Genomic DNA, 13799 nt, shown 5'->3' with positions numbered 1-13799 from the left:
AAACACACGATTAGCGAACAAATAGCTTATAGAACCAATGATGCATTCGCTTTCCATAAGGTGGGTACAACATATCGGAAAAGAACAGCCTACCGCGGCTAAATAGCGCTTTGGCATGTGAGAATGTTTTGAATCCTTCGACACCGTGATAGCTTCCAAGTCCGGAGTCGCCGACTCCCCCAAATGGTAGATCGTCAATCACCACATGGAATGCAGCATCATTGATACAAACCCCTCCAGCATGCGTATTCTTTAGAACCGTTTGTTGAAAGTTTTTATCGAAGCTCTGAATGTAGAGGCCTAATGGACGTGGGTTTGCGTTTATCTCCTCAATCACTGTATTCAAGTCGTCGTATCCGATAATGGGCAAGATTGGACCAAATATTTCCTCTTGCATGATCTTCATCGTTCGATCAGTGCCAATTACCAAGGTCAATGGCATATAGCATTCTTCTGAGTTTACTGTTGCGTCGCCTAACGAAATCACTTCAGCTCCACGCTTCTTGGCTTCTTCTAAGTAACCGAGTAGACGCTGGTGCTGTTTACTATTAATAATTCGCGTCCGTTTTGCATAACCGTCATTGACGGGATACATCGATTCGTAGCGGAGTTTCAATGAGGCGACCAACTCTCTAATTTTCCCATTGGGGCAGTAAACGTAATCCGGTGACACACAGGTTTGACCGGCATTCATGGTTTTGCCATAGATAAAACGCTTAACCGCTTCATCCAGAGAAATATGGTTGTCGATGATGACGGGGGATTTGCCACCTAACTCCAGCGTGACTGGCACTAAATTTTCGGCCGCTGCTTTCATGACATGACGCCCCACCTCAGTCGAGCCCGTAAACAATATGTGGTCGAACTGCAATGCTGAAAAAGCCTGAGCAATGTCTACATCGCCTTGAACTACACAGACCTTATCAGTATCAAAAATTCCCGCCAGAATCTCTGCCAACACTGTATTGGTATTCGGCGTGTATTCCGACGTTTTGATCATGGCTCGATTGCCCGCAGCAATGGCGGCGACCAATGGGCCAATGGTGAGAAAAACAGGGTAATTCCAAGGGGCAATGATTCCTACAACCCCTTTGGGCTGATAAAGCACTTTCGCATGCGCGGGTTGAAACACAATGCCAACAGCCCGCTTTTCCGGCTTCATCCACCCCTTTAAGTGCTTTAGTGTGTATTCAATCGCTGATATCGAAGAAAATATGTCACCCAACATACTTTCGTCATGACTTCGGTAGCGAAAGTCTTTTTCCAACGCACCCAGCAAGGCCTCTTTCTGCGCCAAGATGCCGCGCTTGAGCTGTTTCAAGCTACTGACTCGTGAATCAAATGAAGGGTACCGATCTTGTTCAAAGGCCGCTTTCTGTGCATCAAACATCGCGAGCATACGCACTCTTTCTGACAAGTCAGACTTTTCAGTTATCGCAACTCCCGATATGTGCTCAACGTTACTCATGGATTAGAACTCCTTGTATTTGCGATGCACTGTTTTGAATAACGGTGATGTGAAGCGGCCCCTTGGTCAAAATTGATACGTCAATTCGGCACATTCCTAAGAGCAATAGCAACAACTACACGTACAGTGCGAAGGACTGAAAATCGCCCTCTCTGTCAATATGAATCAGGAGGTATCCGATCAGGTTGTTATTTTGCGCCAAAGACTTATCTTTTCGTTTCGAATGAAGACAGATGCAGATTGGGGATTGCGTAGGAAGGAAAATTATCAGGAATAGACGAAAACATTCAGGCGGTTAGTGATATATCCAAGCAACCTGAAGCGACTCAATTTCAAAAATCTTCAGGTTACTTGAGTATCAGTGCCATCAATAATCAGCACTACACTCTGGATTGGATGTGTTCAACCATATCGTTAGTAGAAAGGTATTTGGTGCGATACTCACCAGGAGCACAGCCTTCCCAACGCCGAAAAGCACGATTGAAGTTTGCCACGTTCGAAAAACCCACCAAATATCCTATTTCGCTAATGCTCATATGTGGCTGTTTGATGTAATTCAACGTGATGCGCTTACGAGTATTATCAAGAATATCTTTGTAGCAAGTCCCCTGCTCACTAAGCTTACGCTGCAGGTTTCGAAGGCTATACCCGAGATGTTTAGCAACATCAGCTTGTGATGGCGCGCCCACAGGCAATTCATCAAGAATTTTGGATTCAATCAGGTAAGTTAGGTTGGTTCTGTCAACCCGGGTCATGAACTGGTTCAAAAGCTCTATGTGCATTTGATTGATTGCAGGGTTGTTACCAAAAGCTCTCTCTTTGGCTTGGTTCAGGTCAAGCAACACCGCATTTCGCTCACAACCATACTCAATGGGACAATTGAAAAACTCCATGGCAGTAGGACATGCATCACTTGAACGGTCGAACGTAAATTCGATCTTTACTGGATTCAAATCGCCGCCTACCAACCCGCGAGACAATTGGACAAGCGTCGCAAGAAAAGACTCAATCAAATCGGCTGAAAGAACTAAGCGCCCGCTGTCGGTGTAACGATAAACCACTAACTCCACGACGAGGTGATCTCTCATCTCGTACGCTTCCATATTGCTGCAGTTTGATACAACGCGCTTATATTGACTCACACGCTCTAGTGCTTCTTGCAGGCAAAAAGCTGATTGCACTGCGTAACCCAAAGCATGCAGTATCGAAGGGTGAAAGCACTTAGCAACTTCGATATTGAAATTGCGAGCACCTGAATATTTATTGCAGTAAGTAAACAGGTTTCCCAAACTCTCAACGCAAATCCGCCCTTCAGGATTGTTCACTTCGGCTGGGTCAATATCAAACCGCTTCAAGGTTTCAACGGGGTCGAGATCTAGCGCTTTGATTGCACGCGTTACCGGAATGATCCAACCACTCAATGTGGAGTAATATGCGTTCATTTGAGCCACTTTTCTTTCTACAACGCCTCAAGTGTTACCACAATGTTTCAAATTGTAAAGGGAGGTACAGGGTCGCTCTTATCCTTTGTTCTAACTGAATATTGATAACATATTAATACCACTAAGGTTTGTTAAAATGATTGATTTGTATCGATTCAAAATTCAAATATTTTTACATAAATACTTTCAATATTGAGACAGAATGAGACCGTGAGATCTCTAAGATCTAGCATTCACCTTAGATTAAACGGCACATCAACACATTGATGTAACAATAGCTCGGTTAAACAACCACCTATCGCGCTCATATCGTGCAAGGTGAAACCCGTAAATCGTTAGCGCACATTGTTACAACACACCACCCATCCCAATATCTGCGTCGTTATCCGCCTCTTTTTCCGTGACTTAGTTCTCACATCTGTTATTTGTTAAATAAGTCTGTATAATTCGCGCCCTATTCATTCGTGCATTAACACTGTTTGATCTAGACACACTTAACCAGAGAATCACCCGTCTCATCTACCTAGGAATATTTCTTTGATTTCAACCGCTAACATCACCATGCAATTCGGCGCCGAGCCACTATTTGAAAACATTTCTGCTAAGTTCGGTAACGGTAACCGTTACGGCTTAATCGGAGCCAATGGATGTGGTAAATCAACGTTCATGAAAATTCTTAGCGGTGCGTTATCACCGAGCTCTGGCAATGTATCTATCACGCCAGGACTAAAGCTAGGTGTGTTGAGCCAAGACCAATTCGCCTTTGAACAACATAACGTTATTGATGTTGTCATCATGGGTGACAAAAAGCTCTGGGAAGTCAAACAAGAACGAGATCGTATTTACTCGCTGCCAGAAATGAGCGAAGACGATGGCATGAAGGTCGCAGAGCTTGAAAGCGAATTCGCAGAAATGGATGGCTACACAGCAGAAAGTCGCGCTGGTGACATCTTACTTAAAGCGGGTATCGAAGAAGAATTTCACTTCGGCTTGATGCAACACGTTGCGCCAGGCTGGAAACTGCGCGTGCTGTTAGCGCAAGCGCTTTTCGCAAACCCAGATATTCTGTTGCTTGATGAACCAACCAACAACTTGGATATTCACACCATCAGTTGGCTAGCAGAAGAGTTAAACCAGCGTAAGTGTACGATGATTATCATTTCGCACGATCGCCACTTCTTGAACTCTGTATGTACTCACATGGCAGATATCGATTACGGTGAACTGCGTATTTACCCAGGTAACTACGAGTATTTCTTGGAAGCATCTGCACTGATCCGCGATCAGTTGTTATCAGGTAACGCCAAGAAAGCTGCTGAGATCAGCGAATTGCAGGACTTCGTTAACCGCTTCGGTGCAAACGCATCCAAGGCGAAGCAAGCGAGTTCTCGTGCCAAGAAAATGGACAAAATCAAGCTAGATGAAGTGAAGTCATCAAGCCGTATGAGTCCTTCTATTGATTTTGGCGAAGGTAAAAAGCTTCACCGCCAAGCTTTGGAACTTCAAAACGTTGGTCATGCATTTGGCGATGAGTTGCTATTTGAAGGCGGTAACTTATTGCTAGAAGCGGGTTCGCGTCTCGCTATCATCGGAGAGAATGGCGTGGGTAAAACCACCCTATTGCGCTGTCTGGTGAACGAGCTATCTCCTAACAACGGTATCGTTAAATGGTCAGAAAATGCGTCAGTGGGCTATTGCCCGCAGGACAGCACTGCGGATTTTGACAATGATATGACCATTTTTGATTGGATTTCACAATGGCGTACTGTGAAGCATGATGATTTGATGGTGCGCGGTATTCTTGGTCGTCTTCTATTCACTGCAGACGACGTAAACAAGAAAGCCAAGAATTGTTCTGGTGGTGAAAAGAACCGCCTTCTGTTCGGCAAGTTGATGATGCAAGACATCAACGTACTTGTCATGGACGAACCAACGAACCACATGGACATGGAAGCGATCGAAGCGTTAAACAATGCACTGAAAACGTACACAGGTACGCTCATCTTTGTTAGCCATGACCGCGAATTTGTATCATCACTTGCTACGTCTATTATTGACGTGAAAGACAAGACACTGGTGAATTTCCAAGGTACGTTTGACGAATACCTCGCGCACCAGCAAAAGATGTTAAACGTTGCTTAACGCGTTACAACTCACTAACGCAGAAATATGATTTCGAACCGCACGCACACTGATGACTACCCAATCAGCACTGCGTGCGATTCACCTAAAATGGAGAATTCCTTCATGACAGAACAAGAAAGAATCGAGCTACAACAGAACAATCCTTTGCATGGTCTGAAAATGGAAGACATGCTGCAACAGCTTGTTGATCATTACGGCTGGGAAATTCTGGACACTGCAATGCGATTAAACTGCTTTAATACGAAGCCAAGCATTACAAGCAGTGTGAAGTATTTGAAAAAAACAGATTGGGCGAGAGAGAAAGTAGAAAACTTCTATCTTTATCGTTTTAAGCGCATGCCAAAAGCGACAGAAGCTGAATTTGAATTGCCACCTCGCGCACGCCCTTTCCCGCACGGATTAGAGCCTCGCGAGCCAATGGAACTCACCGTCGATTCCATTTTGCTGTCTCAAGCCAAAGCTGCGTCAGCACATAAAGCACGTACAGGACGCCGACCAAGCCGTCGCTAATAATCTGCTTGTGACCCTTTTCATCTAAAAAGCCAAACCTACCCAGGTTTGGCTTTTTTGTCGCCATTCTGACCCCACACCCGTTGAATCCAAAACGTCACTTCGCGTGCTTTAACACCTTCACTGAAATGATTAAGAGCTAATTTTTTTGGCGTTATAGGTTCAACTACTGATATTCTTTGACAAAGATCACTCATTGATTTAGTTGGATACCCATCATGTTTTCAAAATTGTCATCAATTCTTAGAGAAGTGTTCACCGAGGAAGGTGGAAGTGTCGCATCTAATGAGAACCGATATCAACGAGCGATGGCGGGCTTACTGTGTGAGGTGGCTGACGCAGACAACGAGCTTGACCCTCGTGAAGAAGCGGCGAAAACACGCCTCTTAGCTGCCCTGCTGAACATAGATGAAACCGCCGCGTCTGCATTAGTTAACGACGCAAAAGTCGATAGCTCTAATTCAGTTTCGCTCTACGACTACACCGATAAGTTGCGACAGCTGGAACAGCCACAACGATTTGACTTGATAAAAGCAATGTGGGGAGTCGCGTACGCCGATGGAAAGCTGGATCCATTGGAAGATTCAGTGATCCGCAAAACTGCCGAATTACTTTATCTGGATCACGCAATGTTCATCAAAGCGAAGCTCGAAGCGCAAGCAGACAGCAATTTTTGATTTCATTGTTATCTCGATAACACCGAGGTCGAGCCTTCTTACTATCGCCATGTGCGATAGTAAGACGTGCGCCAACTAAGTATTAAGTAACAGTAATTGCCCATCCACTTCCACTCGGCGTAATCGAGTACCAAAGACGGACTCCAGTGTATCAACATGCATTACGTCTTTGGGTTCACCTTGGGCAACTAGATGTCCATTTTTCAACAGCATCACCCTATCCGCATCACTCAATGTACGATTGATGTCGTGATTAGACATCACAACAGCGATACCTCGGTCTGCGATCCGCCTGACCATCTTGTACATCACACTCTGCTGCGCAATATCCAGAGCACTTGCTGGCTCATCAAGAATGAGGAGTTTCCCATCAGGATTAATGTCCGGCCAAATCTGTAAACACACGCCCGCCAACCTCACTCGCTGCCACTCTCCACCAGAAAGTTGCTCTGTATTTCGATTGAGCTTGTCTTCAATCCCCAAGGTTGAGCATATGTCTTTAACCGCTTTATCTCGCGTTTCAAAACTGCTTACCGCCAGGGCAGAAAGACTCAAGCTAAGGTATTGGTAAACACCAATGGCAAAAGCTGGTTTCTGTTGCTGGCTCAAGTAGGCACGTTGTCTAGCCAGCGTTTTACTGTCTATGTTGTCTAATGAGATATCATTCAAAAAGACATCACCTTGCCCCTCCGTTAATCCAGACAACAACTCCAGCAACGTACTTTTCCCACTACCATTGGCACCCAACAAATGGACGATTTCACCTTGTTTAACTGAAAAACTTAATGGCAACAAACGAGTGCCTAAGGCGATATCTTTAACGTCAATCATACGCGCCTCAACAACATCCAGATAAACAACGGCGCACCAAGTGACGTTGTCACTGCGCCAACAGGCAGTTCAGCTTCAGAAATCGCCATACGCCCTATGGTGTCAGCGACCAAAAGCAATGAAGCCCCCGCAAGCGCTGAAAGAGGCAATAGAAATTTGTTTTCGGTTCCTAGCCATAACCTGAGGAAATGTGGAACCACAAGCCCGACAAAACCAATCACGCCAGCCATGGCAACTGATGCACCGACTAGAATGCTCACCATCAAAATAAGTTGCCAGCGTAAAGTTTGAGTATTCAAGCCTAGTTGTTTCGCTGGGGTTTCACCCAGCATCATCAAGTCCAAGTTGTGCCCTTGTGTACAAAGCCAAAGCACAGCAGGAATAACAACAACAGCAAGGCTGAGTTGCGCCCAATGCACACCAGACAAGCTGCCCATTAGCCAATATAAAAGCTGACGAAGGTTAAGATCTGAGCTGAAGTAAAAAGCCCACGTCACAATAGCGCCTGACAAGATCCCTAACGCTACACCTATCAATAGCAAACGAGCTGTCGACATGGTGCGTTTTCTGGCTAGCCAAACCAATATGCCAGTGAAAGACAGCGCCCCTAGCATAGCCGCTGACATCAAGCCATATTGGCTAGCCATAGCTGGAAAGAAAAACATCACGAGTACAAGCGCAAGGCTTGCTCCACCGGAAATTCCCAGAACTCCCGGTTCGGCAAGTGGGTTACCGAGTAACACCTGCAGTACTGCGCCAGAAACAGCCAATGAAGCGCCAATCAAAATGGCGGCAATAACCCTAGGAACGCGGAGTTCTATCAATAATTGCTGCGCTAAAGCAGATTCAGAATGAAATGGGAAAATCCAGATTTCACCCGCCGACAATGAGAGAAGCGCGCAGGCGATAAGAAGCACAAAAGCAGTGACAAGCGCGATATGCCAACGACGAGTATGTCGCTCAACAAGTTCAAGTAAATGCATGGTTTTAAGGCTTAAACATCAATAGCCGCCAACCATACAGAGAACCTTGAAAAATGAAAAGCCTTAACTGATTGCATAAGGCCCCGGCTCATTATTCACATTCACGAAAAGTGGCTGAGATTCATCCGGAGTGAAAGGTTGAACTAGCAAACATGCTCGCTGACCAATCGCGACATTTGCATTAGGAAACACCGCGGCTTCCCCTCCTTTAATCGCTTTATATTCTGTTCCGTTTTCTTCGGCAAGACACTCCCCCTCTTCAAAAAAAGTAAAATTAGCAGCGTCGTTGCTAAAAGCCAGAGAGAAAGCTTCGTCCGTTTTCGTGATAGTGCGAGTGACTTTGTAAATCTCAAGTGCTGGCTTATTCTGACTCGCTGGCAACTCACTCTTCGTTAAGCTCGCCACTAGCGCTTCTTTAAGTGCAGCAAACTCTTCCATATTGTTTTGATACAGCGGTGCTACTCGTCCCATTTCAAACGTTGCAGCTAGCGCCCCAAAGTGCTCTGCACTCCACCAACTAAACGTCGAAGATGGTGTACGACTGAGCAGCATGGCATCCATGTCTGCGCCGCTTAGAAAGTGAATCAAAGGGCGAACATCGGTGGCATGACTCGAAGCGGGTACAACAGCAAACATATAGTGCTTGGATTCACGGATAGCGCTGTGAAGATCAAAATGCCATTTGCCAATGTATGCTTCGCAAGATGTAAAGAATTGACCAACATGATGCTGTAGACGATTCGCCAACCGACACTCTTTGTTTCTTTCCGGGTTCACACCCGCGAATAGCCGATTGAGGTTTTCTTCAATAAAGCGGGTATGTGCATGTATGGCATCTGGGTGCGCAATGATAAATAGCGTGCGTGCCTTCGGCACCCACTCTTCGTTAAGTATTTCGTTCACCAATTGATTCACCAGCTCAATCGGCGCTGTTTCGTCTCCGTGTATACCAGAGGAGAGCACAATAGCGTGATCTGCACTTGGCGGTACGAACTCTAAAACGCCAATATCATGGTGAATTACATCAGTACCATTGGAAAGTTGGAAGGTTTTTGGATTGAATTGTTCAGGCGGAAATAAGGTGTGCTCGAGAAAGCCCTCAGAGAGGTAAGTGTCCATTTTCATACGTCCCTAACTATATTATTTTTCGTATCTCAGCACTTACTATACCCAAACGATCACAGGATTCATGTTTACGGCATGGAATGACGCCAGATTTGAGAGATTGAAAGGCATACGTACGATTTTCAAGCAATAAAAAACCGCAGCTAAAAGCCACGGTTTCATATCAGGTTTGTCACTGTAAGCGAGAATTCAACGAGGATAAGTCTAAGAAACAGACGGCAACTCAAGAAGTCCTCGTCGACAATTACTTGTCGATTTTAGCGTTTTCTACGCGTGCTTTCAGTTTCTGTCCTGGTCTAAATGTCACGACTCTACGAGCAGTGATTGGAATATCTTCACCCGTTTTTGGGTTACGGCCTGGTCGTTCGTTCTTTTCGCGAAGATCGAAGTTACCAAAACCAGACAGCTTGACTTGCTCGCCACCTTCGAGAGCTTTTCGAACTTCTTCGAAAAAGGCTTCAACGGTGTCCTTGGCGTCCCGCTTGCTCATCCCGACATTTTCAAACAGGTTCTCAGCCAAATCGGCCTTAGTGAGCGCCATAGGTCATTCCCTCAAGAAATGTTAAACATAAATGAGATACTCTGTATCTACACTACCAATTGCACTGCATTGGAAATATTCACTTGCTCCTCTGTCGGGCAGCATATTCCGCATCAGTAACTTACGAATAGTGTAAGCCAACTGGCTGATTTGCGCCAACTTTTTTCCATATCATTATTTAGAACAGTGCTCTGTTTATGAGGATTTCATTCTTGAGTCATGCATAAAAAATGAGACACAGACTTCACAATTATTCGTTTAGATGATGTTTTTATTCATTTTTTAATCCATTGCAAACCATCATTTATCAATGGTTCGATAAAACATAGGTTTATCAAAACGATAGGTGTTAGAACTTTTGGACATAAAAAAAAGCAGCCCGAGGGCTGCTTTTTATTGATGATTTTGGCATTAATCGCGTAGATGTGCGCCAAAATGCTCGCCGAGTGTTGCAACTACTGCTGCAACTGCCTCAGAAATATCACTTTCTTCTAAGGTGCGCTCTGTCGACTGAAGGGTGAGAGCAATCGCTAGGCTCTTCTTACCTTCTTCAACACCCTTACCTTTGTAAAGGTCGAACAATTTAGAAGCCGTGATTAGCGTATTGTCTGTTTTCAAACATGCACGAACAACAGCTTCTGACTCTACTTCATCAGCAACGATGACCGCGATATCACGACGGTTTGCTGGGAATTTAGAAATAGCCACGGCTTCAGGGATCACACGTTGGTTGATTGCAGCCCATTCGATTTCAAACACAATCGTACGGCCGTTCAGGCCAAACTTGCGCTCTAGTTCTGGGTGTACAGTACCAATGTGACCGATGATTTTACCGTCTACTTCAATAGCAGCGCTTTGACCTGGGTGCAGTGCTGGGTGCTTAGACGCTTTGAAGCTATACGCTAGCTCATTAGCCGTCAGTTCAAGAACCGCTTCTAAATCGCCTTTTAAGTCAAAGAAGTCAACCGTGTTAGTTGCGATGTCCCAGTGCTCTTCAGAACGCGCACCGGCAATCACACCAGCCAACATCATTTCCTGACGCATGCCATTTTCAGCAGATGCTTCAGGAATAAAACGCAGACCCGCTTCAAACAAGCGAACACGAGGTTGCTGACGTTTCTGGTTGTAAACAACCGTGTTAAGTAGACCCGTCCACAGGCTCAAACGCATTGCTGACATATCAGCAGAGATTGGGTGTGGCAGAATCAAGGGCTCAACGTCTGGCACGATCAGCGCTTGCTGAGCTGGCTCAACAAAGCTGTACGTGATGGCTTCGTGATAACCACGGTCAACCAACAGATCACGAACGCGTTTCAGAGGCTGGTTAGCTTCTTTATACTCATTCATGGTCAGGTGAGCTTGAGGCGCTTGGTTCGGAATGTTGTCGTAACCGAAAATACGACCGACTTCTTCAACCAAATCTTCTTCGATAGCCATGTCAAAACGCCACGAAGGTGCTTTCGCTGTCCAGCCCGCTTCTGTGGTTTCGACTTCACAACCAAGACGCGTCAGAATTTCAACCACATCATCACAAGAGATAGCGTGACCTAGAAGACGGTCCAGCTTAGTGCGTCGTAGTGCAATGGTTTTCGCTTTTGGCAGATTATCTTCAGACTCTTGACCAACGATTTCACCCGCTTCACCACCACAGATTTCAATCAGTAGTTGGGTTGCACGTTCCATAGCGTGGTACTGAAGGTTTGAATCAACACCACGTTCAAAACGGTGTGAAGAATCAGTGTGCAAACCATAGCTACGTGCACGACCACGGATTGCATCAGGAGCAAAGAATGCAGCTTCAAGCAATACGTCAGTGGTTTCGCCAGTCACACCAGAGAACTCACCACCAAAGATACCCGCGATAGCCAGTGCTTTGTTGTGATCTGCAATAACAAGCGTGTTGTCATTCAGCTCTGCTTCATTACCGTCAAGAAGAACCAGTTTCTCGCCCTGCTTCGCCATACGCGCAACGATGCCACCTTCAACCTTTGATAGGTCGAATGCATGCATTGGTTGGCCTTGCTCAAGCATTACGTAGTTAGTGATATCTACGATTGGATCAATAGAACGAATACCACTGCGGCGCAGTTTTTCTTGCATCCAAAGCGGTGACGTTGCTTTCACATTCACGTTGCGAACAACACGACCTAAGTAACGTGGACATGCAGTAGGCGCTTCAATAGCAACCGAAATTTTGTTGTCAATTGAAGGAGCCACGTTTTCAAATGCAGGCTCAGTCACTTCAGCGCGGTTCAATACACCCACTTCACGTGCCATGCCTTTCAGGCTCAAACAGTCAGCACGGTTTGCTGTCAGATCAACGTCAATAGTCACATCGTTTAGTGACAAGAACTCACGGAAATCCGTACCCAGAACTGCGTCTGCAGGTAGTTCCATGATGCCATCTGATTCTACGTTAATGCCTAGCTCGGTAAATGAACACAGCATGCCGTGAGATGGTTGACCACGTAGTTTCGCCTTTTTGATTTTAAAATCACCAGGCAGAACCGCACCAACAGTTGCAACGGCAACTTTGATACCAAGGCGACAGTTTGATGCACCACAAACGATGTCTAGTAGCTCTTCGCCACCAACATTCACTTTAGTTACACGCAATTTGTCTGCATCAGGGTGTTGACCACACTCAACAACTTCACCAACAACAACGCCAGTAAACTCGCCAGCGACAGCCTCAACATCGTCTACTTCTAGACCAGCCATCGTGATTTGGTGTGCCAGTTCTTCGCTATTTACAGCAGGACTCACCCACTCGCGAAGCCAGGATTCACTGAATTTCATTTCTCAATTACCCCAATGCTTACTTGAATTGTTTCAGGAAACGCAAATCGTTCTCGAAGAACGCACGCAGGTCATTCACGCCATAACGCAACATGGTTAGACGCTCTACACCCATACCGAAGGCAAAACCTGAGTATTTCTCTGGGTCAATGTTCACTGCGCGAAGCACGTTCGGGTGAACCATACCGCAACCCAGGATTTCCAACCATTTTCCGTCTTTACGACGAACATCCACTTCCGCTGAAGGCTCAGTGAATGGGAAGTAAGAAGGACGGAAACGCACTTCAAGATCTTCTTCAAAGAAGTTACATAGGAAGTCATGAAGGATGCCTTTAAGCTGCGCAAAGTTAACATTTTCGTCAACCAGCATACCTTCAACTTGGTGGAACATTGGCGTGTGCGTTTGGTCGTAATCATTACGGTAAACGCGGCCAGGCGCGATGAAACGCAATGGCGGCTGGTTTTCTTCCATGGTACGGATCTGAACACCTGAAGTGTGCGTACGAAGCATCAAATCTGGGTTAAAGAAGAAAGTGTCATGGTCAGTACGTGCAGGGTGATCTTCTGCAATGTTCAGTGCGTCGAAGTTATGGAATGCATCTTCGATTTCAGGGCCCGTTTTCACGTCAAAGCCGAGATCACCAAAGAAGCTTTCAATGCGTTCGATGGTGCGCGTCACTGGGTGAATACCACCGTTCTCAATGCGACGACCAGGTAGGGTCACATCAATAGATTCCGCAGCAAGCTTCGCTTCAAGCTCTGCGCTTTCTAGCGCATTTTTGCGCTCAGAAATAGCCGCTTGTACAGCTTGCTTCGCTTTGTTGATGCTCGCGCCAGCTTCACGGCGCTCTTCAGGAGGTAATTTACCTAGAGCCTGAAGTTGCAAAGTCAGGTCGCCCTTCTTACCCAGGTACTTTACACGTACCTCATCCAGAGCCACAACAGAGTCAGCCGCTTCAATGGCTACTGTTGCGTTGGACAGAATGTCTTCTAGTTGTTGCATCGTTTCCTCATCTACCCAATCGGGCAGTGTCCTACGGTGAGTAAAATACCAATTCTCGTAACAAAATTTGGATTTGTTGCTTTTACAGCAACCGCCTAGATTTCGCTCTGAGAATTGGTATAGACGTAACGCTACATAGTAAATAAACCGCGTGACAAAGCCAAACTGAAACTGCGTTAAAGTAGGAGTCATGGACAATTCGTCATCAATTTACCGCTTTCACGAAGTAAGAATCCTGGTGCAATCGGTTAGGTGCTTGTAAATCCATCGCGACT

The 13799-nt window shown here is 45.8% G+C and carries 11 protein-coding genes; 3 read left to right on the top strand and 8 right to left on the bottom strand.

Annotated elements, in window-relative coordinates; genetic code table 11:
- Positions 1-10: 10 nt before the first annotated feature.
- Together LRP50_RS00280 and LRP50_RS00275 are read right to left on the bottom strand one after the other, a co-directional pair.
- Entirely contained in the window at positions 11-1468 is a 1458-nt protein-coding gene (locus tag LRP50_RS00280) for a coniferyl aldehyde dehydrogenase (RefSeq protein WP_274162518.1), read from the bottom strand.
- A 380-nt stretch (positions 1469-1848) separates the two neighbouring features.
- Positions 1849-2910: an AraC family transcriptional regulator gene (locus LRP50_RS00275; RefSeq protein ID WP_274162517.1), complete on the bottom strand. Its 1062-nt coding sequence runs from the start codon at positions 2908-2910 to the stop codon at positions 1849-1851.
- Between the two features lie 537 nt (positions 2911-3447).
- Here LRP50_RS00275 and LRP50_RS00270 point away from each other — a divergent pair.
- The 3 genes from LRP50_RS00270 to LRP50_RS00260 all read left to right on the top strand — a co-directional run bounded on the left by LRP50_RS00270 (position 3448) and on the right by LRP50_RS00260 (position 6242).
- A complete protein-coding gene (locus tag LRP50_RS00270) occupies positions 3448-5052 on the top strand; it encodes an ABC-F family ATPase (RefSeq protein WP_274162516.1) in 1605 nt (534 codons plus the stop codon).
- 105 nt (positions 5053-5157) lie between these two features.
- Positions 5158-5565, top strand: coding sequence for a VF530 family protein (locus LRP50_RS00265; protein WP_274162515.1), 408 nt, complete (start codon positions 5158-5160; stop codon positions 5563-5565).
- A 218-nt stretch (positions 5566-5783) separates the two neighbouring features.
- The gene (locus LRP50_RS00260) at positions 5784-6242 is read left to right on the top strand and encodes a tellurite resistance TerB family protein (RefSeq protein ID WP_274162514.1); all 459 of its coding nucleotides are present in this window, start codon (positions 5784-5786) and stop codon (positions 6240-6242) included.
- Between the two features lie 75 nt (positions 6243-6317).
- Here LRP50_RS00260 and btuD read toward each other — a convergent pair whose 3' ends face one another.
- From btuD to pheS, 6 genes are all read right to left on the bottom strand, one after another.
- Positions 6318-7073, bottom strand: coding sequence for a vitamin B12 ABC transporter ATP-binding protein BtuD (btuD, locus tag LRP50_RS00255; protein WP_274162513.1), 756 nt, complete (start codon positions 7071-7073; stop codon positions 6318-6320).
- On the bottom strand, positions 7070-8056 hold the full coding sequence (gene btuC / locus LRP50_RS00250) for a vitamin B12 ABC transporter permease BtuC (RefSeq protein ID WP_274162512.1): 987 nt from the start codon (positions 8054-8056) through the stop codon (positions 7070-7072). Before btuC ends, btuD begins: the two co-directional genes overlap by 4 nt.
- Positions 8057-8119: 63 nt before the next feature.
- On the bottom strand, positions 8120-9175 hold the full coding sequence (locus LRP50_RS00245; protein ID WP_274162511.1) for a succinylglutamate desuccinylase: 1056 nt from the start codon (positions 9173-9175) through the stop codon (positions 8120-8122).
- Between the two features lie 250 nt (positions 9176-9425).
- Positions 9426-9722, bottom strand: a complete 297-nt coding sequence (ihfA, locus tag LRP50_RS00240; RefSeq protein WP_016962084.1) for an integration host factor subunit alpha — start codon at positions 9720-9722, stop codon at positions 9426-9428.
- A gap of 411 nt (positions 9723-10133) precedes the next feature.
- A complete protein-coding gene (gene pheT / locus LRP50_RS00235; RefSeq protein WP_274162510.1) occupies positions 10134-12521 on the bottom strand; it encodes a phenylalanine--tRNA ligase subunit beta in 2388 nt (795 codons plus the stop codon).
- A 19-nt stretch (positions 12522-12540) separates the two neighbouring features.
- Complete coding sequence (gene pheS, locus LRP50_RS00230) at positions 12541-13524, bottom strand: phenylalanine--tRNA ligase subunit alpha (RefSeq protein WP_028025509.1); 984 nt, start codon at positions 13522-13524, stop codon at positions 12541-12543.
- Positions 13525-13799 lie beyond the last annotated feature (275 nt).

This window comes from Enterovibrio gelatinilyticus, from assembly GCF_028683095.1.
GTDB lineage: Bacteria > Pseudomonadota > Gammaproteobacteria > Enterobacterales > Vibrionaceae > Enterovibrio > Enterovibrio gelatinilyticus.
This window is presented reverse-complemented; position numbering and strand designations above follow the sequence as displayed.

Excerpts from the sequence above, each read along its gene's own strand:
- LRP50_RS00280 (WP_274162518.1), bottom strand. The coding sequence starts at position 1,468 with ATGAGTAACGTTGAGCACATATCGGGAGTTGCGATAACTGAAAAGTCT.
- LRP50_RS00275 (WP_274162517.1), bottom strand. The coding sequence starts at position 2,910 with ATGAACGCATATTACTCCACATTGAGTGGTTGGATCATTCCGGTAACG.
- LRP50_RS00265 (WP_274162515.1), top strand. The coding sequence starts at position 5,158 with ATGACAGAACAAGAAAGAATCGAGCTACAACAGAACAATCCTTTGCAT.
- LRP50_RS00260 (WP_274162514.1), top strand. The coding sequence starts at position 5,784 with ATGTTTTCAAAATTGTCATCAATTCTTAGAGAAGTGTTCACCGAGGAA.
- btuD (WP_274162513.1), bottom strand. The coding sequence starts at position 7,073 with ATGATTGACGTTAAAGATATCGCCTTAGGCACTCGTTTGTTGCCATTA.
- btuC (WP_274162512.1), bottom strand. The coding sequence starts at position 8,056 with ATGCATTTACTTGAACTTGTTGAGCGACATACTCGTCGTTGGCATATC.
- LRP50_RS00245 (WP_274162511.1), bottom strand. The coding sequence starts at position 9,175 with ATGGACACTTACCTCTCTGAGGGCTTTCTCGAGCACACCTTATTTCCG.
- ihfA (WP_016962084.1), bottom strand. The coding sequence starts at position 9,722 with ATGGCGCTCACTAAGGCCGATTTGGCTGAGAACCTGTTTGAAAATGTC.
- pheT (WP_274162510.1), bottom strand. The coding sequence starts at position 12,521 with ATGAAATTCAGTGAATCCTGGCTTCGCGAGTGGGTGAGTCCTGCTGTA.
- pheS (WP_028025509.1), bottom strand. The coding sequence starts at position 13,524 with ATGCAACAACTAGAAGACATTCTGTCCAACGCAACAGTAGCCATTGAA.